Annotated in this window: 26 protein-coding genes, 2 tRNA genes and 2 rRNA genes; 11 read left to right on the top strand and 19 right to left on the bottom strand. The window is 43.2% G+C overall.

Translation table 11 applies throughout. The annotated features are described in order from the left end of the window. Positions 1 to 171 precede the first annotated feature (171 nt). A complete protein-coding gene (locus tag KRP56_07110) occupies positions 172 to 834 on the top strand; it encodes a hypothetical protein (protein UAL07570.1) in 663 nt (220 codons plus the stop codon). A 206-nt stretch (positions 835 to 1,040) separates the two neighbouring features. Here KRP56_07110 and KRP56_07105 read toward each other — a convergent pair. From KRP56_07105 to KRP56_07095, 3 genes are all read right to left on the bottom strand, one after another. Beyond that, a tRNA-Pro gene (locus tag KRP56_07105) sits at positions 1,041 to 1,113 on the bottom strand. 39 nt (positions 1,114 to 1,152) lie between these two features. After that, a complete protein-coding gene (rdgB, locus tag KRP56_07100; GenBank protein ID UAL07569.1) occupies positions 1,153 to 1,710 on the bottom strand; it encodes an RdgB/HAM1 family non-canonical purine NTP pyrophosphatase in 558 nt (185 codons plus the stop codon). Continuing rightward, positions 1,707 to 2,327, bottom strand: coding sequence for a Kae1-associated serine/threonine protein kinase (locus KRP56_07095; GenBank protein ID UAL07568.1), 621 nt, complete (start codon positions 2,325 to 2,327; stop codon positions 1,707 to 1,709). Before KRP56_07095 ends, rdgB begins: the two co-directional genes overlap by 4 nt. A 59-nt stretch (positions 2,328 to 2,386) precedes the next feature. On the opposite strand from KRP56_07095, the gene KRP56_07090 reads away from it, so the two are divergent. The 3 genes from KRP56_07090 (at position 2,387) to radB (ending at position 4,162) form a co-directional block, all read left to right on the top strand. Beyond that, positions 2,387 to 3,067: a TIGR00266 family protein gene (locus KRP56_07090; GenBank protein UAL07567.1), complete on the top strand. Its 681-nt coding sequence runs from the start codon at positions 2,387 to 2,389 to the stop codon at positions 3,065 to 3,067. Positions 3,068 to 3,074: 7 nt separating this feature from the next. After that, positions 3,075 to 3,434: a hypothetical protein gene (locus KRP56_07085; protein ID UAL07566.1), complete on the top strand. Its 360-nt coding sequence runs from the start codon at positions 3,075 to 3,077 to the stop codon at positions 3,432 to 3,434. 71 nt (positions 3,435 to 3,505) lie between these two features. Then, positions 3,506 to 4,162 carry a DNA repair and recombination protein RadB gene (gene radB, locus KRP56_07080; GenBank protein UAL07565.1) on the top strand — a complete coding sequence of 219 codons (657 nt, stop codon included), beginning with the start codon at positions 3,506 to 3,508 and terminating at the stop codon, positions 4,160 to 4,162. 2 nt (positions 4,163 to 4,164) lie between these two features. On the opposite strand, the gene KRP56_07075 is transcribed toward radB, so the two are convergent. The 8 genes from KRP56_07075 to KRP56_07040 all read right to left on the bottom strand — a co-directional run bounded on the left by KRP56_07075 (position 4,165) and on the right by KRP56_07040 (position 9,409). Then, positions 4,165 to 5,148 carry a polyprenyl synthetase family protein gene (locus tag KRP56_07075; GenBank protein UAL07564.1) on the bottom strand — a complete coding sequence of 328 codons (984 nt, stop codon included), beginning with the start codon at positions 5,146 to 5,148 and terminating at the stop codon, positions 4,165 to 4,167. Then, on the bottom strand, positions 5,127 to 6,200 hold the full coding sequence (fni, locus tag KRP56_07070; GenBank protein ID UAL08502.1) for a type 2 isopentenyl-diphosphate Delta-isomerase: 1,074 nt from the start codon (positions 6,198 to 6,200) through the stop codon (positions 5,127 to 5,129). Before fni ends, KRP56_07075 begins: the two co-directional genes overlap by 22 nt. Then, complete coding sequence (locus KRP56_07065; protein ID UAL07563.1) at positions 6,200 to 6,979, bottom strand: isopentenyl phosphate kinase family protein; 780 nt, start codon at positions 6,977 to 6,979, stop codon at positions 6,200 to 6,202. Before KRP56_07065 ends, fni begins: the two co-directional genes overlap by 1 nt. A gap of 87 nt (positions 6,980 to 7,066) precedes the next feature. Beyond that, a 5S ribosomal RNA gene (rrf, locus tag KRP56_07060) occupies positions 7,067 to 7,188 on the bottom strand. A 225-nt stretch (positions 7,189 to 7,413) separates the two neighbouring features. After that, a 5S ribosomal RNA gene (rrf, locus tag KRP56_07055) occupies positions 7,414 to 7,535 on the bottom strand. Positions 7,536 to 7,606: 71 nt separating this feature from the next. Further along, on the bottom strand, positions 7,607 to 7,837 hold the full coding sequence (locus tag KRP56_07050; protein UAL07562.1) for a HypC/HybG/HupF family hydrogenase formation chaperone: 231 nt from the start codon (positions 7,835 to 7,837) through the stop codon (positions 7,607 to 7,609). 4 nt (positions 7,838 to 7,841) lie between these two features. Continuing rightward, positions 7,842 to 8,204, bottom strand: coding sequence for a nascent polypeptide-associated complex protein (locus KRP56_07045; protein UAL07561.1), 363 nt, complete (start codon positions 8,202 to 8,204; stop codon positions 7,842 to 7,844). 35 nt (positions 8,205 to 8,239) lie between these two features. Then, positions 8,240 to 9,409 carry an alanyl-tRNA editing protein gene (locus KRP56_07040; GenBank protein UAL07560.1) on the bottom strand — a complete coding sequence of 390 codons (1,170 nt, stop codon included), beginning with the start codon at positions 9,407 to 9,409 and terminating at the stop codon, positions 8,240 to 8,242. A 75-nt stretch (positions 9,410 to 9,484) separates the two neighbouring features. Here KRP56_07040 and KRP56_07035 point away from each other — a divergent pair, with 75 nt between their 5' ends. Together KRP56_07035 and aspS are read left to right on the top strand one after the other, a co-directional pair. Beyond that, entirely contained in the window at positions 9,485 to 9,952 is a 468-nt protein-coding gene (locus KRP56_07035; protein ID UAL07559.1) for an Lrp/AsnC family transcriptional regulator, read from the top strand. Positions 9,953 to 10,029: 77 nt separating this feature from the next. Continuing rightward, positions 10,030 to 11,853 carry an aspartate--tRNA ligase gene (gene aspS, locus KRP56_07030; protein ID UAL07558.1) on the top strand — a complete coding sequence of 608 codons (1,824 nt, stop codon included), beginning with the start codon at positions 10,030 to 10,032 and terminating at the stop codon, positions 11,851 to 11,853. A gap of 57 nt (positions 11,854 to 11,910) precedes the next feature. Here aspS and gatB read toward each other — a convergent pair whose 3' ends face one another. The 4 genes from gatB to KRP56_07010 are packed head-to-tail and all read right to left on the bottom strand — an operon-like array spanning position 11,911 to position 15,469. After that, complete coding sequence (gene gatB / locus KRP56_07025; protein UAL07557.1) at positions 11,911 to 13,269, bottom strand: Asp-tRNA(Asn)/Glu-tRNA(Gln) amidotransferase subunit GatB; 1,359 nt, start codon at positions 13,267 to 13,269, stop codon at positions 11,911 to 11,913. Next, a complete protein-coding gene (locus tag KRP56_07020; GenBank protein ID UAL07556.1) occupies positions 13,266 to 14,594 on the bottom strand; it encodes an Asp-tRNA(Asn)/Glu-tRNA(Gln) amidotransferase subunit GatA in 1,329 nt (442 codons plus the stop codon). Before KRP56_07020 ends, gatB begins: the two co-directional genes overlap by 4 nt. Then, complete coding sequence (locus KRP56_07015) at positions 14,591 to 14,884, bottom strand: Asp-tRNA(Asn)/Glu-tRNA(Gln) amidotransferase GatCAB subunit C (protein UAL07555.1); 294 nt, start codon at positions 14,882 to 14,884, stop codon at positions 14,591 to 14,593. The genes KRP56_07020 and KRP56_07015 overlap by 4 nt, the downstream gene beginning before the upstream one ends. A gap of 36 nt (positions 14,885 to 14,920) precedes the next feature. Further along, entirely contained in the window at positions 14,921 to 15,469 is a 549-nt protein-coding gene (locus KRP56_07010; GenBank protein UAL07554.1) for a DUF2284 domain-containing protein, read from the bottom strand. 104 nt (positions 15,470 to 15,573) lie between these two features. On the opposite strand from KRP56_07010, the gene KRP56_07005 reads away from it, so the two are divergent. From KRP56_07005 to KRP56_06990, 4 genes are all read left to right on the top strand, one after another. Then, the gene (locus KRP56_07005; protein ID UAL07553.1) at positions 15,574 to 16,098 is read left to right on the top strand and encodes a hypothetical protein; all 525 of its coding nucleotides are present in this window, start codon (positions 15,574 to 15,576) and stop codon (positions 16,096 to 16,098) included. Between the two features lie 104 nt (positions 16,099 to 16,202). Then, on the top strand, positions 16,203 to 16,916 hold the full coding sequence (locus tag KRP56_07000; GenBank protein UAL07552.1) for a TetR/AcrR family transcriptional regulator: 714 nt from the start codon (positions 16,203 to 16,205) through the stop codon (positions 16,914 to 16,916). Between the two features lie 230 nt (positions 16,917 to 17,146). Beyond that, a complete protein-coding gene (locus tag KRP56_06995; protein ID UAL08501.1) occupies positions 17,147 to 18,403 on the top strand; it encodes an ammonium transporter in 1,257 nt (418 codons plus the stop codon). 10 nt (positions 18,404 to 18,413) lie between these two features. After that, positions 18,414 to 18,734 (top strand): P-II family nitrogen regulator, encoded by a 321-nt coding sequence (locus KRP56_06990; protein ID UAL07551.1) that lies wholly within the window; start codon positions 18,414 to 18,416, stop codon positions 18,732 to 18,734. 89 nt (positions 18,735 to 18,823) lie between these two features. On the opposite strand, the gene KRP56_06985 is transcribed toward KRP56_06990, so the two are convergent. The 3 genes from KRP56_06985 to rnhB form a co-directional block, all read right to left on the bottom strand. Continuing rightward, positions 18,824 to 18,901, bottom strand: a tRNA-Met gene (locus KRP56_06985). Positions 18,902 to 18,953: 52 nt separating this feature from the next. Beyond that, positions 18,954 to 19,286, bottom strand: coding sequence for an SCP2 sterol-binding domain-containing protein (locus KRP56_06980; GenBank protein ID UAL07550.1), 333 nt, complete (start codon positions 19,284 to 19,286; stop codon positions 18,954 to 18,956). Positions 19,287 to 19,290: 4 nt separating this feature from the next. Beyond that, on the bottom strand, positions 19,291 to 19,932 hold the full coding sequence (rnhB, locus tag KRP56_06975) for a ribonuclease HII (protein ID UAL07549.1): 642 nt from the start codon (positions 19,930 to 19,932) through the stop codon (positions 19,291 to 19,293). Between the two features lie 96 nt (positions 19,933 to 20,028). On the opposite strand from rnhB, the gene mptA reads away from it, so the two are divergent. Beyond that, positions 20,029 to 20,919, top strand: a complete 891-nt coding sequence (mptA, locus tag KRP56_06970; protein ID UAL07548.1) for a GTP cyclohydrolase MptA — start codon at positions 20,029 to 20,031, stop codon at positions 20,917 to 20,919. Between the two features lie 3 nt (positions 20,920 to 20,922). On the opposite strand, the gene KRP56_06965 is transcribed toward mptA, so the two are convergent. Next, positions 20,923 to 21,693, bottom strand: a complete 771-nt coding sequence (locus KRP56_06965; GenBank protein ID UAL07547.1) for a C15orf41 family protein — start codon at positions 21,691 to 21,693, stop codon at positions 20,923 to 20,925. Positions 21,694 to 21,695 lie beyond the last annotated feature (2 nt).

The raw sequence follows: 21,695 nt of genomic DNA, 5'->3' as shown, positions 1-21,695 counted from the left end.
CCTTAAGTAAAAGATTCTCGGAATCGTATATATTGAATGTCGATGTAATATATATCATCCTATATATCATATATATTTATCTAAAACAGTATATAGGATATAGTTTGTTACATTATCGCTTTTGCTTATACTAATATAAAAAATATAAGTAATGTGTTTTAGTAACATAGTATGAACCACAAGATCACAGAGAAACTATTGCAATATACTGGACCAGAGTTGGCTGTGCAAGAGATACTTTATGGATTTGTAATGGCCCTAACATTCATAGTAGCTGCAAGGGTAGGTATTCTTTCATACATCTCTCCGTGGGAACTCGTAACCATGATCGTAGCGATGAATTTCGTATGGGGCGCCATAGATATGGTAATATTCTATAGGATAGACGTCGCAACCCAAAAAAGATATGCAAAGCTCATACGGCAGAAGAGAGATGATGATGAATACCGTCAGAAGATCTATGATGAACTGGATAGTACGATATTCGATGTTCTCGCCGAGGAAGATAAGATCAAAGGCGTTGATGTAGTGATCAACGGTAAGGTAGAGACGCATTCGGAGATGAAGAGCGATCGTAAAAATATGATGTACAGCTCCATATCTTGTTTTTTCATAACATTATTGACAACACTGCCTGTGATCATAGCCCTTGTTACCATAGACAAGAGGTCCGATGCATTGGATGCCGCTGCAATACTGGCCTCAATATCGTTATTCTTTGTAGGCTCTCATATAGATCCTGCGGCTGGAAAGGGTAAGAGGTTTGCAGAAGGTTTGATGATCATGTTATTTGCTTTGTTTTTATCTATCTTCGCGGCCTATATCGGAGGGTGAAGGTCATAAATTCTGAAAGGATTCTTTTGGAGTTCTGTGATTTTCGTATATATTATTTTAGAAATCAGTTGAGGATCACAGATATTCGATTATACGTATTGGTATGAGGAGAGTATTACAAGATCATAAAAAACTTTTACAGAAAAATGTGGACAAAATAAATGAAAACGAACAAGACGAAAAAAGAGTAGTCAGAAAAGTATGAGTGGGTCTACCCGGATTTGAACCGGGGTCAATGGCTCCCAAAGCCACAAGTATACCAGGCTAGCCCATAGACCCTTATCTGGAGGATAATATAATTTATAGATAAGGGTATCGTCAAATGAGGTTCCTTTCTTTCATTTCACGGACAAGAAAATCTATTGCAGTTCCGCGGTGTGAGAATTTATTCTTCTCTTGAGTGGATATTTCAGCGAAGGAGAGTTTTCCGTCATATGTGAATATGGGGTCGTAACCGAAACCTCCAATACCCTGTTCCTTTTGCAGTATTGTTCCTCTGCACACTCCTGTTACGATTATCGTCTCACCTTTTATATCGCAACCTATGCAGCATCTGAATTCAGCATTTCTGTCTTCTACATCTTTCATTAACTTTAGTATGCCTTTGTTACCAATTGTCTTCTGAACATATGCAGACCAAACTCCAGGAAAACCCTTCAGGGAATCAACGAAAAGTCCTGAATCATCTATTATGAAATCGCGGATCCCATCCTTTTTTATTTCTTTCATTCCCTTGCGGACCACTTCTTCAAGGTCTGAGGTCTGCACCTCATCATACGGGTGGCGTAGATGCTCCATCTGTATCCCCAGGTGACCTAATGACTCTTCGAACTCTTTCACTTTTCCAGGGTTGGATGTGATCACTGCCAGTTTCATGTGTATCTTCCTCTGTCCTTGATCTCCTGTACTTTTTTCATGATGATCTTGGAATTGGTCTTTTTTGCACAATATTCCTCGATCAGCATCTCATAGGAACCTTTTAGTTTAGGATGTGCGGAGCTGAATGCTCTTTCCAAGAGACGTATGTCAACTCCCATGTCCTCTATCTCTATTTTCGAGGAGCCCATAGAAAAATCGAGCATACACAATTTGCCATCCTCCATCACGATCATATTGGATGTGGTAAGGTCACCATGGCTAATACCTGCGTTATGAAGTTCTGCAACGGCCTTTCCAATCATTCTACAGATAATATCTGCTTTTTGCGGTTCCTCGTCTAAAAGGTCCTTCACCTTTCTTCCGGATATACGCTCCATCGTTATACTGCAGTCCTGTATGTCAACATCATAGATGATGGGGGTTCTGACCCCTATGTTTCTGGCATCCCTCATGAGCCTTGCTTCGCTTTTTATCCTAGATGATCTTATTCTTTGATCCAGATCAGGATGTCTATACGCTTTGGGCGATCTTATCTTGACCATTGCCGGGCGGCCGAGGAATTCTGTTTCAAAGATCTCAGCCTCTGCACCGCTCGCCACGGGTTGGGAGTTCATGGGGTCTTGATCGCCCTTCACGTGTAAATATTTAATACCCTGAAGGTGGATGTTCCGGCATGAGGTACACAATTACCGGAGATAATTTGCAGTTTGTAAATGTACAGATAGATGAAGGCGAGGAGTTCCAATCCGTTGCCGGTGCTATGAGGTACATGACTGGTAACATGACAATGGAGGCCAAACTTGATGGTGGGTTATTCAAAGGTATCAAGAGGTCCATTACAGGATCATCTTTGTTCCTTGTAAGATATAACTCTCATGGTGGGACGGGAATTGTCGGCCTTGGAGGATGGGCTCCTGGAAAGATAGTAGATCTGGATATTGGAAAGGGATCATGGGTCGTTCAGAAGAGCGGTTTCCTTGGTGCTCAGACGACCGTCGACATGGATCTAGCATTCCAGAAGAAACTCGGATCTGCGTTGTTCGGAGGAGAGGGATTCATTTTGCAGAGACTTAGCGGTACAGGTACCGCTTTCGTTGCTGCATGCGGAGATTTCAATATCGTCGATCTAAAAGCCGGAGAGAAATACAAGGTATCCACATCCAACGCAGTCGCTTGGCAAGATACAGTACAGTACGACATATCTGCTGCTGGAGGAATAAAGACAGCTCTTTTCGCAGGAGAAGGATTGTTCGTCACCACACTGACTGGACCGGGAAAGATCATAATACAGTCAATGACCCTTGCCGATCTTGCTGGAGCTCTAATACCCTACTTGCCGTCAAATCACAGCTGAGGTTAATATGACAGAAGAAAGAAAAAGTACAACTTGGTCTGGTATCGGTATACTGATACTCGTATTGATCGTGATCGCCATCGTAGCATATGTAGCTTTGAATCCCAGCATACTGGAGGACATAGTGGGCATAATCATAATCGCAGTGATAGTCCTCATTGTGATCGGAGTGATCATAGTACTCGCCATGGGCCTATTGGCAGTCCCGTATTACATCAAGAAGGGTGAGACCCATCAGACGGATATGAAGTACGACATCAAGGATGTCAAGTCTGTAAAAGAGAAGCTCGATCCTGAGGACAAGTCTGAAGATAAACCTGAAGATAAGCCCAAGTCAAAGGATGAAGACCTTCAAAACCTCTATTGAGTCTTAAATAAACCATTTCCTTTTTATTTTCCATTCGGTCATTTTATCAATCTCTTCATCTATGATGTGGCGTGAAGCGTGTACCGATCGGCTGTCAGGCTCTCGATGATCTATTGGGAGGAGGGATAGAGGACAGCAGTGTGACCCTTATTTACGGCGAAGGAGGTTGTGGAAAAACGAACATATGTCTGCAATTGGCTTTCAATGTAGTTAAAAGTGGTAAAAAGGTCGCCTTCATTGATGCGGAAGGCATATCTTACGATCGTATACGTCAGATATTCGGCGAAGATGATGCTGTGAAGAATCTTCTGGTATTCCAAGTTCACAGTTTCGAGGAACAATCCGATCGTATAGATAAGATATCAAGATTGGCAGAGAAGGATGTTCTCGGCATGGTCATAATTGATTCAATGACCACATTTTATCGTTTGAATCATGATGACCCAAAGATAAGGAATGATCTCATAAGGCAGACCGAGGTGCTTCTCGGAATCGCAAGGAGATACGAGGTGCCGGTCCTGATATCTTCTCAGGTGTATTCAAATCTGCAGACTGGTACAATAGAATTCCTTGGCGGACACGCGATGCAGCATAATGCCAAGACGATAATAAGGCTGGATAAAAGGAATAACGGTGTCAGGACTGCTGTTGTGATAAAGCATCGCAGCCTCCCCGAAGGGAGGACCGCGAATTATCGCATAACTGCGACCGGAATAAGCGACGTTTAAATTCAGACGTCTCTGTTTATTGCGTATTGTGCAAGAGCGATCATGAAGTCCTTGTCTTCGCTGGGTGCAAGGAATTTGATCTTGGATATCGCTTCGTCGACCTTCTCTTTCGCTTTAGCTTTTGCGTAATCTATGCTGCCAGTATCTTGAAGTATCTGTCTGGCTCTCGTGATCTGTTTTTCATCAGCATTCATATTTCCAAGGATGCCTTTGAATTCATTTTTGATCTTTGGATCCGTTATATTTGCCATGGCGTGCGTTATAAGTATTGTGCACTTTCCCTTGCGTATATCGTTTCCGACGGATTTTCCTGTCTTGGATGCATCCCCACATATTCCGAGATAATCATCGAATATTTGGAAGCCAAGTCCCAGGGCCATAGCATAATCATCGATGGCTTTGACAGTCTTTTTATCGGCACCTCCGACGATCGCACCTCCCGCAGCTGCTGCAGCAAAGAGCACGCTGGTCTTCAGTCTGATTGTCTCAATGTAAATTTCCTCAGAGACAAGTTTTCCCTCATTGGCCGTATCCATCTCTTGTCCACGTGCCAGATCCCAAACGGCTTTGGTGACATATCTCAGGGCATCTCTTAGCCTTTCACCATCAATGTCTAGTTCTGCCATTATTTGGAATGCTTTTGCGAAGAGGGCATCTCCTGCGAGTATGGCAGTGGGCATACCGTAATCCACGTGGATCGTCGTCATCCCTCTTCTCTTCTCATCACCATCCATGTAATCGTCATGGATCAATGTGAAATTGTGTATGTATTCGATGGCCACAGCAAGAGGTATGGCCTTCTTCCTATCGCCGCCTACAGCAGAACATGCTGCCAGAACAATTGCAGGGCGCATCCTTTTTCCACCTGCGTAAGGATACCTTCTGGATGCTTCAATGAGCTTCATGGGCTCTTCGTCAGGTATATATGATTTGATTGCTGCATCCACTTCAAGGGATGTTTTGTTCAGATATTCTTTTGCGTCCATTGTAATCCTTCCAACCATTCTTTCGATTCGCCTAGAATGACGTATCTGGTCTTTGAAAGTTGTTTGATATTTGCGGAGCCTGTGAGCATCATTGCTGCCCTCAGTTCCTCTTTAATGAGCATTAGTTTTTGTTTTACTGCTTCTGAAGATTCCGTTGCTTCTCTGAGCACACAGTGTGCTACGCCGGCGCAAGATGCGCCCATTGCTATAGATGCAGCAACATGGATACCATCCAGAATGCCTCCGGAGGCTATCAGGGGAAGGCCGTTCCTAGCTTCCAAAAGAGATACTGGCGAAGGTATTCCCCAATCGAAGAACGTCTCCCCCATATTGGATCTTACTTCGTTCCCTGCTTTAATGGAACGGTATAGTTCGACGGCAGAGAAACTTGTACCTCCCATTCCTGCAATGTCAATGCCTTGTATACCTGTGCCTTTGAGTCTCATGGACACATCGGCAGATATTCCGGCGCCTGTTTCTTTTACGATGATGGGATATTCCTTTGCCAGATCGCGGATTGCATCATAACATCCTACAGAGTTGGTGTCACCTTCAGGTTGTATTGTTTCTTGAAGGAAATTCAGATGAATGGCGATGAGGTCCGCATCCACAAGGTCCTTTGCTTTGGCCACATCTTCTTTGTAGAATCTGTCCTTACTTTTTTGTTGGACGAGTTGGGGTGCCCCTACATTTCCTATTACAAGGGGAAGGTCATAATCTTTTATGACCGAATAACTTTCTGGGTCTATTCCTTTTACGCCTGCGCGTTCGCTTCCCACGCCCATACCTATCCCTAATTCAGAGCATGCTTTTGCGATATTCTCATTTATCTTTTTTGCTCCTGAGAATCCGCCAGTTATTGCTGTGACTATAAGTGGGAATTCGAGTTCGTATCCCATGACATCCGCTGTCATGTCTATGTTGTCAGCATCCAATTCTGGAAGTGCATTATGTAAGAGTTTTACATCGTCCCAGTAACAGTATCCTGGTGCGATCCTCTCGTTGAGGCAGATCTCAATATGGTCTGCTTTTCTTTCTTTTATGGGGGGTATCATTTCATTCCGCCTCTAGCTGTAGTGGAGATGACCTTATCTCCTTTCAAAAGTGAATACAATCTTCCGGGAACCGAACCGTTCACTAGAACGCATTCCCTTTTATCAGTGCTAATTCTTAGCATTGCTTCCATTTTCGCACCGACACCGCCTGTCACATCATCAACGCTTATACTGCTGTCAATCGTCTTTAGTTTATCTGCACTGACATATTCAATCAACTTTGCATCTGGATGTTTTTTTGGGTCCTTGTCATAAAGTCCGTCCACATCTGAGACAAAAATTACTTTTTCTGGTTTGAAAAGGTCGCAGAGGATCTCCATAAGTTGGTCTCCAGAACATATGCCGAATCCTTTTTTTCTATCCATGACGACATCTCCGAACATTACAGGCATTATGCCCATGGCCGCTAAAGATCTCAAGGCTTCAGTATCAGTTGTAACAAGTTTTCCATCGTCCATGACGAAACATGATCCAGGTGGGATCGAAACAGCAGGAATTCCTACTTTTAGAAGTTCTGCAATGACCATCGAGTTCAGTTCTCTCACATCATGTTGGACCTTTGCCACTGCCGCAACCTGACCATAGTTCATGAATCCGTCTTGGAGGGCGTATTGTTTTGCAAGAACATGTCCGAATGATCCGGCACCGTGAACAATTATGGTTCCTTTATCGGAATCGGCTATTTCGTTGCACAGTCTAGATACGGTATCCTTATTGAAGGTCCTATACTGGGTCTTGTCGGTGATTATGCTACCGCCCAGTTTTATTAGTATCATTGTACGTCCATAAGACAAGGATTGTATTAATGATACCGATTCAAGTTTGATAAAATGTAGAATTTATTTTAGAAGAAAGAGAAAAGTGGTTGACAGCGTGCCCAAGTTCCCGTATGCTTGCGCAATACAGTACAGGAAGGTACGCGAGCGGACTTTACTTCCGGGTTCGGAATGGGACCGGGTGTTTCCCCGCTGCTATGGCCGTCAGACCAAAACAAGCGATACATAGATAGTATATTAGTATTTCGGTTGTATGTGAAGATCATGAGAATGATCCATTTTTATCAATATGGATCATGGTTAGTTTTTACGAATGATTACGTTGAAAACGTGAGACGATAAACATCTTAATTTATTTCGATGTGGTGGACATTTGTCTAAAAATAACTCATTTTTCAATTAATGGGCTATGCATAAAGAAGAGAGATAAAAGTGGTTGACAGCGTGCCCAAGTTCCCGTATGCTTGCGCAATACAGTACAGGAAGGTACGCGAGCGGACTTTACTTCCGGGTTCGGAATGGGACCGGGTGTTTCCCCGCTGCTATGGCCGTCAGACCAAAACAAGCGATACACAGACAGTATATTAGGGTTTCGGTAATGAAGTAAAATTTATTGATCTAAGTAGTTTAGCAAAAAGTTATTTTATCGCTATCTAAAACCTCATTCCAGAGTTTTATTGTGTCTTGGGCTTCTTCCTCGTCCATTATTTCAATGGCGAAACCTGCATGAATGACGGCCCATTGACCTACTTTCGCTTCCACCATGGCGACATTTGCTTGTCTTATTACGCCACCGAAATCAATATCGGCAAGGTCTCCCTCAATTTTGATTATTTTCCCTGGAATTGCCAAGCACATGTTATCACTCCGTCATTATTTTGATTATCGCTTCAGCCGGTTGTCCGTCGCACGTTTCAAGGGCAGCAACGGCTTTTTCTCTGTTACAGCCAGTTTGGGACATTATGAGATCTATGTCCTCAGATGGGAATGATTTGTTTGTCGTACAGTAGGAACCAAGTGGTCTTGTCTCTTCAGTTCCCGATATCTGATAGCTTTTGCTACCTTGCATGTCCACACACACTACTTCGGCATTGGTTATGACAATCTCGTCATTCCTGGTTCGTATTATTACTTCCTGCACGTCGTTCAGGGTGGATTGTTTGATACCCATTTTTTTCATTGCCTGCTGCATTTGGCGTTGGTTGACGCCTTTCATTCCTACCATGTTACATCACCTAATGTCGTTCTCTTAATTAAGTTTTATAGGGAGGATTTTATTGTTTTTATCATTTTTTCAAGTATGGCATCTGCTTTTGAAATATCCTCAATTCCACCCTGTGCGAAATCGGATTTCCCTCCACCGCGACCTCCGAATTCAGTTAGTATTTCAGAGAGTATTTTTTTGCAATCTATATTTTGATTACCCGAGGCTAGAATGATCGATACAGAATCAGAGACCGAAACAAATGCCGCTATGTTTCCTTTTGATTTGTAATTTTCAGCTGCATCTGTAAGTATTTTCTTGTCTGCAGAAAATTTTCCGCTGTAAATATCAACGCCATTCAAAGATTCGGGTTTAAGGTGTGCCAGTTGTTGTTTTGATGCATTTTTCAGCATCTCCCTGCCTGTTTCTATCTCTTGTTTGATATTTGATATCGTACGGACTAAAAGTTCTGGTTTGCTTTCTGCTTCTTCAGTGGCTTGTAGGCATATGTTCGCTAATTCAATGGCAGCATCCTTTGCTGCATTTCCAATCTTAAAGTGTATTGCGACACCGTCCTTTCCTGCGGATACTTTGCGATCTACGAAAAGGAATTCCAATTCAGATGTTTCCATGACATGGATGCCACTACAAGCGGATAGATCAATGTTACCTATGGCGACAACAGATATCTCTTCCTCTTCGATACGTTCCAACTTTACTCTTACAGTTGATATATCTGGGTCATCTCTGTTCATCAGGGTCTTTGTGACGGGTAGGTTATCGCGTATGGCCTGATTGGCGAACTTTACTGCTTCTTTTATTTTATCCCAGCTTATGTCATGATTTACAATGACGTATTTGCTTTCAGATGAGATGTATATCTTTGTGATCTCAAGTTCTGGGTCTTGTCTTTTCAAAGAACAGAATAATAGGTGTTCCCCTGTGTGTCCTTGCATTAGGTCATAGCGTCTTTCCCAATCTACGCTACACCATACCGTATCACCAGGATTGAGATTGTTGTTTTTCACTCTGTGAAGAATCCTGTTGTTTTCGTATATGACCTCTGTGACCTTTTCACCACGTATTGTTCCAGTATCGCATATCTGACCTCCCCCGCCAGGGTAGAAGGCCGTGCTTTCCAATTCAATAAGATCGCCTTTTTTTGAGATGACCTTGCTTTCGAATTCGAACACATATCCGTCGCGTTTGAAGATCTCTTCTGTCATATTATCTATGGAAGTCAATGCAATCCCATGTAATAAATATGCGATTAGACATTTGTCTAATTAGGCGAAAAAGGCATGGTAAAGGTCGAGGAATTCGATGAATTGGACAGACGCATCATAAGGTTTTTGAGCATGTCCAGTCAAGGTTCATACAGGCAGATAGCAAAGCAATTAGGTGTACACCCGACCACACTCATACAGAGAGTGAAGAATCTAGAGAGCAAAGGGGTAATTAAAGGATACCGTGCAAAAGTTGACTATATGAATCTAGGTTATGAGTACATGGGAATCGTTCACATTTATTCAGAGGACGTAGTTGAGGTCCAGAGGGAGCTAAAGGAGATCTCTCAGGTCATGGCAATATACGATGTTACAGGGGATGCGGATTGCATAGTAACGATATCATGTCGGGATCGTGAGGAGTTTTCCTCTACGGTCAAAGCTATAAATTCTCTCAAAGGAGTTCTTAAGACCAATACTTCAGTCGTGTTAAGTATCGTAAAGGACCCCAATGATTACGTGCCTGACATAATGGACGTCTGATAAGCGCAGATAATAGAACAACGGTTTTATATTGCGCTGTTCTTCGCGTGAGTAGTATATACCTTTGAGGTACCGCAATGAGAAGAACAAACACGTGTGGGGAACTCAGACTCTCAGACGCCGGTAAAGAGGTCTGTCTGCAAGGATGGGTAAGATTCTCGAGAGATCATGGTGGAGTGGCTTTCATCGATCTCGCCGACAGATATGGAATAACTCAGATTGTTTTCGATCCTGAGGACCTTCCTAATGGGGCGGATGTCAATTCGATATCTGAGGTTATGAAGACTTTCACTCGTGAGTCGGTGGTATCGATAAACGGTACGGTCAGAAAAAGAGTAGAGGGAACAAACGATGCTAGGAACCCCACAGGAGAGGTAGAGGTCCTGATCATAAAGGCTGAACTTCTTAACAGATCGGCATCCCCGCCTTTCGAGATCGGGGATCAAAAGGAAGGTGTTCTTCCAAATGAAGACACCAGAATGAAATACAGGTATCTGGACCTAAGAAGGACAGAAATGATCCAGGCCATAGAGTTCAGAAGCAAATTCGTTCATTTAATGAGACAGTATCTGGAGCAAAACGGATTCCTGGAAATTGAGACGCCTATTCTGGGAAGATCAACTCCAGAAGGTGCCAGGGATTACGTCGTTCCTTCCAGGATCCATCCTGGGAAGTTCTATGCTCTTCCTCAGTCGCCACAGCTGTTCAAGCAGATGCTCATGGTTGGAAGCATGGATCGTTATTATCAAGTGGCAAGATGCTTCCGTGATGAGGATTCGCGTAAGGACCGTCAGCCTGAATTTACCCAGATCGATATGGAAATGTCCTTTGTTGATATGAAAGACATACAGAATATGATCGAGGGTTTGATATCATACATCTGGAAAGGACTTTACAATGAGGTTCTTAAGACGCCATTCCCCAGGATAGCCTATAAGGATGCGATGGAGAGATTCGGATCGGATAAGCCAGATATGAGGTATGGTCTCGAATTCGTTAAGCTTACGGATATTGTAAGGGATGTTCCCTATGAGATATTCCAGAGGATACTCAAGAGCGGCGGGATCGTTGCTGGTATAAATCTGGGCAAGGATAGTTCAAAGGTCGGAAGGAACGAGGTCGACCGTTACATTCATTTCGCGAAGAACAAGGCCAAACTCGGAGGTCTCACATGGATGAGATGCGAGAACGGTGTTCTTACCAGTAATATCACCAAGTACTTCACTCCTGAGATTTTAGAGCACATTAAGTACGCAATGAACGTCAAAGAAGGCGACCTCATATTCTTAGTTGCAGGACCTTGGAAGGCCACATACGAGGGCGGAGGAGTTCTCAGACGGAAGATCGCGGAAGATCTCAGACTTGTTCCGGAAAATGTATTCCAATTCTTCTGGATGGTGGATTGTCCTATGTTCGAGGTGGACCCCGTCTCCGGGAAATATGACGCGTTCCATCATCCGTTCGTTCTTCCAGAGAATGATCTGGATGACGATTATGTTGGCGGAGCATGCTTCGACATATGCCTTAACGGCAACGAGCTTGGTTCCGGATCATTAAGGATACACAATCCCGAACTTCAGAGAGCTGTACTAAAGAAGACTGGCATGTCGGACGAGAAGATCGAAAGGGACTTTGGATGGTTCATAGAAGCACTCGGGTATGGCGCTCCTCCTCATGGCGGTATCGCCATGGGTGTCGATAGATTTACAGCGATACTTCTAGGCAGAGAGTCCATTCGTGATGTCATTGCTTTCCCAAAGAACAAGAGAGCAGTGTCTTTGTTCGACGGTTCTCCTGAGAAGATCGATGATAGCAAGTTGGAAGAGCTTCAGATAATATCTTTGGCATCAGAAGACCTGGACATAGGTAAATTCGAAGGGGAGCCTGACGAGGATCAATGAGATAAATGCCGGGTCGTTATCAACGGCCCGGTAATCTCATTCTAAATATTTTTAAGGTCAAATTTTTTCCTGAAGCAATTTTTTAGCGGCACAAACAACATCCGTTGATGAATACGTGCCGCCAGCCCGTTTCATTACATATCCGATGACTTTGTTGATGGCCTTGTCGTTTTTACGATAGTCCTCTATTATTTCTGGGTTCGCAATAAGGAATTCTCCGATTATTGAATCAAGGTCGGAAGATTCAGTCTGTACTGATTCCGGGTCTTTGCCTGTCATGTACGCCTTTATTTCCAGTGAACATTCCGTATCTGTTATTTCCCCAGCTTTGTATTTGCATATTATTTCCAGTATTCCGTTCCTGGTCGAATCTTGTTCTAAATGTTCGGAACAGCGGCATTCGAATGCTTTCCAGTTTGCACTTACAACGCCCGCTATCCATGTCTTGGCCGTTTGCACATCTGTTGCTTTGGCGACTTCTTCGAAAAGATCAGTCAATTCCATCGATGTGGCGATAAGCTGTTTTGCAGTTTTTTCATCCAGTCCATATTCTTTAGACAGTCTTACGGACCGGTTGAGGGGACTTTCCTTTATTTTTATAGAGTTGGCCAATTCCTTTACGTGATATATTCCGAGGTCGGGTTCGTCTATATATCCGTAATCAGCCTCGAACTCTTTCTTTCTGACAGAAATTGTAACGCCACGTTCCTCGTCAAAACGTCTGGTTTCGCGGTCGATCTTTCCACCGGCCTTTAGGATCTTTGTCTGTCTGACCATCTCGAATGTGAGTGCGCGTTCCACATTTTTCAATCCAGTAACGTTCTTAACTTCGCATCTTTCGATGCCCATGGAGATGTTGCAGTCACAGCGAATGCTTCTTTCACCATCTCCCGGAAGATCGATAATATGCCTTATATCTTGGATCAATTGTCCAAGGAATTCCCTCGCTTCCGCGGGCGTTTTCAGATCAGGCTCTGTGACAATTTCAGCCAGCGGTATTCCCGATCTGTTATAATCTATGAGGGATGACAACTCACCAACCCTTTTTGTCTTGCCAGGGTCCTCTTCCAGATGGATCCTTGTTATTCTTATTGGGGTTCTACCGTTCAGATAATACATCCCACCATATCCGATGGGGTTGTCATATTGTGTTATTTGGACGCTCTTGCTCATGTCTGGATAGAAGTATGTCTTTCTCGAGAACCATGTTGTGTCTGCAATGGTACATCCTAACATCTTAGCTAGTTTTATTCCGTATTCCAGTACTTTTTTGTTAAGAACAGGTTTAGAACCTGGCATACCAAGACATGTTGGGCATACATGTGTGTTCGGTGCATCAGCATCTGTGGTAGGGCAGGAACAGAACATCTTGGATCTGGTCGGAAGTTGTACATGTATCTCCAATCCTATCTTCATAGTGACACCTCTGCTCTTTTCATATCGAATGTGTGGTCCCATTCGTTAGCCATTGTCAGAAGCAGGTCTTCCTTCCAATGGTCTGTCACGAATTGCATCCCTATCGGCATTCCGTTGCCGTCATATCCGCAAGGCACAGACAGATGAGGCGTTCCAGCAAGGTTCGCGGGAACGGTCAGGTAATCTGCTTTGTATGCTTCTACCGGTGTCATCTTTGATATATCTTCGAATTTCGGAGACACAAAAGGCATGGTCGGTGTTAAAACAGCATCATATTCATTGAATATCTGTTTGTATTGGTTGATAACGTACATTCTTACATTAAGGGCCTTTGCGTAATATCTGTCCCTGAATCCTGCCATTCTGGTATATGTTCCGAGGAGGATTCTTCTTTTTGCTTCGTCTCCGAAATATTTGGAACGGAAATATGTAAAATAATCGTCGAATTTCAGCGAGAGGTCCCCGTCTTGATGTCCGTATCTCATGCCCACGTATCTGGCAAGGTTGGTTGATGCTTCTGAGGTGGCAAGGACATAATACGCAGGCATTGCATATTTCAAAGCTGGCATCTCAATGAATTTCACATCAATGTCCATTCCCTTAAGCGTATCGATGGATGATTGGAATGCGGTCATGACATCTTTGCTGAGACCATCGATCGCTTCCTTGGGTATGGCGATGTTGCGGATCTTTTCTTTTTTTAGGTCTAGTTTGGGTTGTACGCATGATGTCGGGTCCTTTTCATCAATTCCGGATATTATTGGAAGATATTTTGAAAGGTCAGAGGCTTTTGCGGAAAGCAATCCGACCTTATCTAGTGAGTTACCATAATCGATAAGTCCGTATCTGGATACGCGTCCGTAAGTGGGTGCGATACCATATACGCCGCAGAAACTTGCTGGACAGCAGATCGATCCTCCCGTCGAGACTCCGAGGGACACATGGTCTTCAAGGACAGCTGCGGCACATGCCGATCCACCCGATGAACCTCCGCATGATCTTTCGAGGTCGAATGGGTTTCGAGGTATTCCAAATCCAGAATTTGTTGAGAACGTTCCAAATCCAAATTCATCCATGTTGGTTTTACCGATCAGTTTGCCTCCGGCTTCACGCATCTTAGCTATAGCCGTGGCATCGAAAACCGGATGATATCCTTCAAGGATCCTGGATCCACTGCAAGTTTCAAAATCCTTAGATGTTAGGTTATCCTTCGCGGAGAATAGGAATTTAGAGTTTCCTTGTTCTCCGTTTTTCAGGAAATCGTTGAACATTGAGTATCTTAGGTTGGTCTTTTCCAACGATGATAGTACTGATTGCATGTTCATGATAATCTGGGCCCCCTAACGTAATTGTCATAGGTGTTCATGTCTCTTAGGAGGTCATCAGGGGCAATGTCCATTCTAGGTTCATCTTCTCTGAGGATGTCAGCGATCTCTACCGGATTCACCCCGGAGCCTTTAAAATCGGGCGCTTCGTCAAGTACTTTGAAATAATCCAGAATGTCTGTTAGGTCCTGGCTGTACTTGGCGAGTTCTTCTTCGGTGAGTGCTATATGTGCTGCGCGCGCTACTCTTTCGATGATCTCTCTATCCATGATCAGACCTACTGAACGCATTGGAGGACTTGGTTATAAATGTGTCCACAACGGAGATTAGAACAATATGAGCCCGTAAAGTGTGAATGCGTCATCTTCGAATTTGAAATCAATTCCTTGTGATCCAAGATATTCTTCCATTATTATTCCGAACCCGCTTACAGAGGGTATCATTTGATCAGGAAACCTGCAAGGCTCATCAGGATATGAGCATTCGCCGCAATATTTGCATCCGCCATCCGATAATGGGAGTACATCTTTGTATCCTGCTTTTTTCATGGCAGTGGACATTTTTCGTATCATGTCCTGATGTCTGTGCGCACTTTTGTCGATGAAATCAAGATCTTTCATGTTTGCATCGTCGAATTTGCGGGATATGACAACAGCTTTGTGGTACTCGTGGATCAACCAGAGACAGTCCTCATCTGTCCCGGCTCCGGGAGGGCATCCCCAATTTCTATTGAAAGAACCGCATCTATTCTGTCTGCAGAGTTTTCTGCAGGTGGAAATGGTATGAATATCGGGGCTAGGCGCTGCGATCACCTTAATTTTGAACTCATTGAAATCGGGTTCGGAACTTAATTTTGACCAGATATCCGCTATCATGCGTCAATGATTGTGTTGTAGTTAGATAAGGATTGTCAATGTCTGATTAAGATTGTATATAAAGTCACGTAGAAGGAATTAAAATATGAGGAAACATCACAGAAATGATGACAATGGCAGCAGCCGATAATCCTGAGAAGAAGCTTGCCGCAGGAATGAAGGCAATGGACGAGGGAGATTTCAAAAAAGCATACACAGCGTTCAAGAAACTCGTAGAAGAGTATCCAAATAACGCAGAGTGTTGGTATTACAAAGCCGAGTGCGGAAACTATGCATCGGGTATGTTTGGTGCCAAAGTCTCACCTGAAGAGATAATGGAAGCATACAAAAAAGCAATTGAATTAGATGGGGATAGGGTAGATTATTACCAATCTTATGGTCTATTCTGCATTTCAATAAATAAGTATGACGAAGCAGAGAAAGCGTACAAAGAAGCGGCCCAGATCGACGAATCCATGGAATCTTCTTTGTATTCAGAATTTGCCATTGAATATTTCAACAATGTGATGGCAACATATGGTGAGATCATGGAGGATCCAAAAGCAAGAGCACCGTATGCAAAGAAGGCACTCGAATATATGTTGAAAGCGTTGGAGATCTCTCCGGAAGAAGCAAAGACTCTTCTTTGAAAAACTATTCATCGCGGGACGGCATCGTGTCCGTCCCGCGGACAGATGTATCATAGTGTTCCGTATTCTATATATTTAAATCATATAAGAGCAATCGTTCTTTTATGAGGCAGAAAGCTGCGAAGCCTTCCAATGAACACAAAAAGACAGTTAGGGCCAGGGCTAAGAACTGTCCTTCCTATCAGCTTAGAAAGCAGGTAGATAGAGCAGCATTCATACTTTTTATGGAAAAAGGTTATGATAGCACTACAATGCGTATGATCTCTGAAGAGACCGGATTTGGTGCTGGCAGCCTTTACAATACCTTCGATGGTAAAGAGGATATCCTGCAGGACATAATTCTAGATGGTTATGATGTTGTGATAAAAGAGGTCAAATCATTTTTAAAAGATGATGTGGACCCTCTAGTGGCGATATCTTTCCCGATGTGTGTTGAAATTTATGCTTCAAGTGTAAATCGCAGATATGCCGAGCTTCTCACAGTTGCGCACCATACTTGGCCAGTTTTCAACGCGATGGTGGATAAGACCGTTGAGTGGGAATTGAATTACATAAAGGAATTCGATAAGGATGTTGCTACCGAGGAGATGAAAAATAAGCTCATGATCAACGGTGCTGTCCTTGGCAGATATGTATTTCAATATTATTCCGAGGGCCCTCAAGATTGTACAGAGGGAATAACAAATTGCTTAAAGACATTCTGTGTGCTTTTTGATGTTCCTATGGACGGTATCGAGGAAAAGGTTGAGGGCATAATTTCTTTGTTCAAGACAGAGATGTTATTGGGGTTATTTGACGTCAAAGCCTATGAAGGTTGAGCTTAAGAGCTTAATATTTTCTTAATTTTTTAGGCAATCTTTTGGGTATATATGCTAATATTTGTACATTTATACTGTGTACTGTAATCATATGAGAGGTAATATTCATATATTATTAGACAAATGTCTAATCAACCCGTTTATAATGGTACAATTGAGGAAATTACATGAAGACAAGTATCAAGATAATGGCCGCATTGGCGATTGTTGTATCTGCAATCGCGGTCCTGATGTTATCGATTCCCGGCGCAACCGCCGCGACAGTTGAAGGTACAGAAGATTCTGGTAGCATCTCCTGGATCTTGGTGAGTTCCGCACTGGTGTTCATCATGGCTCCGGGAATAGCATTGTTCTATGGAGGTATGCTCAGAAAGCAGAGCATGTCATCCATGATCACACAAACTCTGATAGCAATCGGTGTTATGACCCTTACATGGGTCATCATAGGTTATTCCCTTGCGTTCAGTGGAGATGGGACGATCATCGGAAATCTTCAGTATATGCTAATGAATAATCTTTCTGAATCTGCTGAAAATGGGATCACTTCTAACACACTGGAGTTCGCATTTTATCAGATGATGTTCGCCATCGTTACTGCAGCAATCGTCCTCGGAGCTTGTGCAGAGCGTGTAAGATACACAACAATGGTGTGGTTCCTTGCTCTTTGGTCCATTTTGGTCTATGCGCCTATGGCTCACTGGGTATGGGGAGGCGGTCTTTTTGCCCAATATCTAACTGTTCTTGATTTCGCAGGAGGAACCGTCGTTCATATATGTGCAGGAGTAACAGGTCTTGCAATTGTGGCATTTGTAGGAAGCAGAAGTATGAGAACACGTTCTGCACGTGCTCACAACATTCCATTTGCATTCTTGGGATGTGTGTTCCTTTGGTTCGGATGGTTCGGATTCAATGGAGGTTCTGCACTTGCAGCCAATGGTACAGCGGTTCACGCGGTAGTTGTTTCACAGATCGCAGCTGCATGTGCCATGATGGCATGGGCCGTCATACAGTATATTCAGGTTGGACGTGTCGGTGTCCTAGGATTGATCGCTGGAGCGATAGCCGGATTGGTTGCAATCACTCCTGCAGCAGGATATGTGGATATCTGGGCTTCTCTGGTCATCGGTCTCGTGGCAGGAGGTCTTTGTTACTTCGCGGTCAGCTTCTTCAGGAATAAGACCAAGATCGATGATGCACTCGATGTTTTCGCAGTTCACGGTGTAGGTGGTATCTGGGGAGCGATCGCAACAGGTCTCTTTGCAAATCCCGCTATTGTTACTGATAAGTATGCAGGTCTCTTCTATGGAGGAACAGATCTCATTGTTGGACAGTTGATCGCAGTAGCAGTTACGATAGTGTTCTGTTTCGCAATGTCTTATGCTATCATATGGTTGATCTCGAAGTTCATGAGAGTCCGTGTGACGGAAGAGGAAGAAATGGTTGGACAAGATCTTACAGAGCACGGGGAGCCGGCCTATCTGATGTGAGGTGAATGATATGAAGATGATAGTAGCAATCATTCGTCCAGAAATGTGTCAGCCGGTAAAGGATGCGCTAAAGGGAATAGGTGTTAACGGTATAACGATAACACATGTTCTCGGACGCGGATCACAAGCAGGACTTAAGTTCACAAGCAGGGTAGGAGAGTTCGTCGTTGATGAACTCGATAAGACCAAGGTTGAAGTGATCATTGAGGATGATTCTCTCGAGCAACCAGTAATAGATGCGATCATAAAGGCTGCAGAGACTGGAAAGCCTGGAGATGGAAGGATAATCGTCCTGCCGATCGAGAAGTTCATAAGGATAAGGTCCGAGTGAGTATAGTAATAACGATCCATAAACTATTTACAAATTATTTTTTTTAAAAAAAATCAGATTTAAGATCAAATGTAATATTCAAAAGGAAATGGTAGCGAGGGATCGATTTGAACGATCGGTCTCCGGGTTATGAGCCCGACGGGATATCCTGGCTACCCTACCTCGCTATATCACAGGCTAGCAACACTCGGTATAAATACTTTGCACAATAAAGATGGTTTAAAAGAATTTCTTCAAAAACATTAGATCTTGCACTTTTCCTTTTATTGTGACCTTTTTTGTGACGTATGCTTTCATCGGTCTGAGCGTACCATCAATGAGGGCTTGTAGATTATCAGGAGTTGTGATCAATGTTACATCAGCATTCGGGAGAATGTGATCTTCAAAGTCTGTAATCTGTGCATTCTTTAAAATCATGGAGTATTTTTCTTCACCAAGATCTATGTTGAAGGTTTTTGTGATCGGCTCGATCTCTTTTCGGGCGTCTTCGTTTTTTTCCATTTTTTTGTGAAATTTATCGATAAGGGTCTGAATTTGGTCGTGCATTGTCATTTGATCACCAGTCTGTTAATTTAGTGTTACGGGAGGCGGACATAAGATGTTTAACAGGTTCCCACGAGCAACGTGTGTGTTTCGGTGGACAACCGTTGTCTTTGATCCATCCTTTTATGAAGTTCATGGTCAGATCATCACTGGGGTATCCGCTACCGATTCTCACTCCGAATTCTTTTTCGATATCGGCAATCATTCGGTCCCTGGTCACTTTGGCTATTATGGATGCTGCAGATACAACAGGGTATGTGTCGTCGGCTTTATGTCTCCCTATAACATCCGTATTGTTTAATCTTACTGACAGTGAACTGGAGAACATCATCTCACTGGGGTCTGGGCAATCAGCATATACAGTATCAACTTTGATCTTTGAGGTGGCCTCTTGAAACATTTCCAGCTCTATAACATTCAGTGAAAGTTTTTTTCTTCTTTCATCAATGTCCTCAGCGGATGCGATAACAGTACAACATAATTTACTCGAGGTCAATATCTCATCATACATCCTCTCTCTTGTTTTTTCGGTTAGTTTTTTTGAATCTTTAACACCTATGTTTTTCAAAGCACTGTCATTATCAACATAAACCGAACCGACGACGAGAGGCCCCATTACAGATCCCCTGCCTGCTTCGTCCACACCACAGAACATAAGATTTGTCAACACTACGGGCGATATAATTTTATTGTGACCAATTTAATGGTAGATTTATATATTTTAAGTTGATAAAGCGGTTCTGGATACAACATGGCTCTGAAATGCGATATTCAATACGGTAAAGGCGATACCGGTTTCAAACTCACTAAGGTCGGAGTTACTGGTGTAAGGAAACCAGTACTTGTAAAAAGGGAAGGAAAAAACAATAAGTTAAATGGGGCACTAAATTGTTCTATTGATGTTTTTGTGGACCTTCCCGCAGAGCAGAAAGGTTCGCATCTTTCAAGAAACGTGGAGGTTTTGAAAGAGGTTGCCATAAATAGCATTGATAAGCCTGTTACTGGGCTTGAGAATATGGCGGCAGACATGTGCGATAAGCTTCTTGTTCATCATGAGTATGCACAGAACGCCTATGTTGATATCGTTGCAGAGTATTTTTGTGAAAGCAAGACCCCGTTCGGAAAAGAGACTTACGAGATTTACAAACTCATTGCGAAGGCGCATGAAACACGTGAAAAATATGTAAGAAAGACGATCGGTGTAGAAGTAATAGGTATGACTGCGTGTCCTTGTGCTCAACAGACTGTTACCGAAATGTTGAATTGCAGTACGGAGCATCCTGTGATGTCTCACAACCAGAGAAATATATGTACACTTTTGTTGACAATGGACAGGGAAGTGAATGTAGAGGCCGACGATCTGATAAATCTAGTTCATAAATCATTCTCATCTCCAACATATGAGCTGTTGAAGAGAGATGACGAGGGACAGGTTGTTATCAATGCTCACAGCAATCCAAGGTTCGTTGAAGATGTTGTAAGGATGACCTTGAAAAATATGGTATCCGAATACCCACAGCTTCCAGACAATGTAGAGGTATTTGTGAAGAGTGAGTCAGAGGAATCCATTCATAAGCACAATGCATATGCAGAGAGGACCGCCTTTATGGGAGAGTTAAGGGAAGAAAGGATCGAACAGTGAGTATCACTCACATTCGATCCTTTTCAACTTCTTCTTTAGTATTTCCATATCTTCGATATAAATGTCGGATGGGCATTCCATATCGTTGAGACATCCAGTCCAATAGACGACCACTCCCGGCCCGAATAGCTGCGTGTATGGGAGAAGTTGTTTTCTGGAATTGAACCTGAATTCTACATTATCTCCGAACGAAGCCTTGCTTTCGACCCAGAAGATCTTATGGCCCTCATACATCATCGGTTCTTTGAGGAGGCAGTCGGGTGTTTTTGTGCTTCCTTCAACATCGCGTATGTCATTTTCTGTTAGATATTCTATACCTTGGTCGTTTAGCCACCCTTGAAGTAAACACTCCCCCCATTGACCTCTTTCCTTTTGTTTCTCGTTAGCATCCGGAGAATACACAAGATCGTTCTTCACAGCCTCACGTACTTCTTCTGCGGCTTCCGGGCATTCCAGAATATCTGGGTCTCTGATGATCTCCCAAAACTTTTTCTTTGATACGCCATCTTCTTGGAATATCATCATCATTATGAGTATTGGAGGGAATTTGTAGGTGTTCGCTATCTCCAGGAAACTGTGTCCTTTTTTCCAGTCCCTTAACATGTTCTTGGAATTGTTTTTTACCATGTGGAAACGTTTCTTAACGTTTCTACTGACCTTCTGGGTATATAACGTCTCCAGAAGTCTGGAGTCATAGCCTTCGGCAATGAACCTATCTATGTCATCGGTAATGACGAGACCGTCATAGAGTTTTTTATATTCCTTGAAATCCATTG

Origin of the sequence: Candidatus Methanogranum gryphiswaldense (assembly GCA_019262145.1) — an archaeon.
Lineage (GTDB): Archaea > Thermoplasmatota > Thermoplasmata > Methanomassiliicoccales > Methanomethylophilaceae > Methanogranum > Methanogranum gryphiswaldense.
The sequence above is the reverse complement of the archived record's forward strand: the minus strand, read 5'-3'. Positions and strand labels throughout refer to the sequence as shown.

Bases quoted from the DNA above. Each gene is read 5' to 3' on its own strand.
- KRP56_07110 (UAL07570.1), top strand. From the start codon at position 172: ATGAACCACAAGATCACAGAGAAACTATTGCAATATACTGGACCAGAG.
- rdgB (UAL07569.1), bottom strand. From the start codon at position 1,710: ATGAAACTGGCAGTGATCACATCCAACCCTGGAAAAGTGAAAGAGTTC.
- KRP56_07095 (UAL07568.1), bottom strand. From the start codon at position 2,327: ATGAACTCCCAACCCGTGGCGAGCGGTGCAGAGGCTGAGATCTTTGAA.
- KRP56_07090 (UAL07567.1), top strand. From the start codon at position 2,387: ATGAGGTACACAATTACCGGAGATAATTTGCAGTTTGTAAATGTACAG.
- KRP56_07085 (UAL07566.1), top strand. From the start codon at position 3,075: ATGACAGAAGAAAGAAAAAGTACAACTTGGTCTGGTATCGGTATACTG.
- KRP56_07075 (UAL07564.1), bottom strand. From the start codon at position 5,148: ATGGACGCAAAAGAATATCTGAACAAAACATCCCTTGAAGTGGATGCA.
- KRP56_07065 (UAL07563.1), bottom strand. From the start codon at position 6,979: ATGATACTAATAAAACTGGGCGGTAGCATAATCACCGACAAGACCCAG.
- KRP56_07050 (UAL07562.1), bottom strand. From the start codon at position 7,837: ATGTGCTTGGCAATTCCAGGGAAAATAATCAAAATTGAGGGAGACCTT.
- KRP56_07045 (UAL07561.1), bottom strand. From the start codon at position 8,204: ATGGTAGGAATGAAAGGCGTCAACCAACGCCAAATGCAGCAGGCAATG.
- KRP56_07040 (UAL07560.1), bottom strand. From the start codon at position 9,409: ATGACAGAAGAGATCTTCAAACGCGACGGATATGTGTTCGAATTCGAA.
- KRP56_07035 (UAL07559.1), top strand. From the start codon at position 9,485: ATGGTAAAGGTCGAGGAATTCGATGAATTGGACAGACGCATCATAAGG.
- aspS (UAL07558.1), top strand. From the start codon at position 10,030: ATGAGAAGAACAAACACGTGTGGGGAACTCAGACTCTCAGACGCCGGT.
- gatB (UAL07557.1), bottom strand. From the start codon at position 13,269: ATGAAGATAGGATTGGAGATACATGTACAACTTCCGACCAGATCCAAG.
- KRP56_07020 (UAL07556.1), bottom strand. From the start codon at position 14,594: ATGAACATGCAATCAGTACTATCATCGTTGGAAAAGACCAACCTAAGA.
- KRP56_07015 (UAL07555.1), bottom strand. From the start codon at position 14,884: ATGCGTTCAGTAGGTCTGATCATGGATAGAGAGATCATCGAAAGAGTA.
- KRP56_07010 (UAL07554.1), bottom strand. From the start codon at position 15,469: ATGATAGCGGATATCTGGTCAAAATTAAGTTCCGAACCCGATTTCAAT.
- KRP56_07005 (UAL07553.1), top strand. From the start codon at position 15,574: ATGATGACAATGGCAGCAGCCGATAATCCTGAGAAGAAGCTTGCCGCA.
- KRP56_07000 (UAL07552.1), top strand. From the start codon at position 16,203: ATGAGGCAGAAAGCTGCGAAGCCTTCCAATGAACACAAAAAGACAGTT.
- KRP56_06995 (UAL08501.1), top strand. From the start codon at position 17,147: ATGTTATCGATTCCCGGCGCAACCGCCGCGACAGTTGAAGGTACAGAA.
- KRP56_06990 (UAL07551.1), top strand. From the start codon at position 18,414: ATGAAGATGATAGTAGCAATCATTCGTCCAGAAATGTGTCAGCCGGTA.
- KRP56_06980 (UAL07550.1), bottom strand. From the start codon at position 19,286: ATGACAATGCACGACCAAATTCAGACCCTTATCGATAAATTTCACAAA.
- rnhB (UAL07549.1), bottom strand. From the start codon at position 19,932: ATGTTCTGTGGTGTGGACGAAGCAGGCAGGGGATCTGTAATGGGGCCT.
- mptA (UAL07548.1), top strand. From the start codon at position 20,029: ATGGCTCTGAAATGCGATATTCAATACGGTAAAGGCGATACCGGTTTC.
- KRP56_06965 (UAL07547.1), bottom strand. From the start codon at position 21,693: ATGGATTTCAAGGAATATAAAAAACTCTATGACGGTCTCGTCATTACC.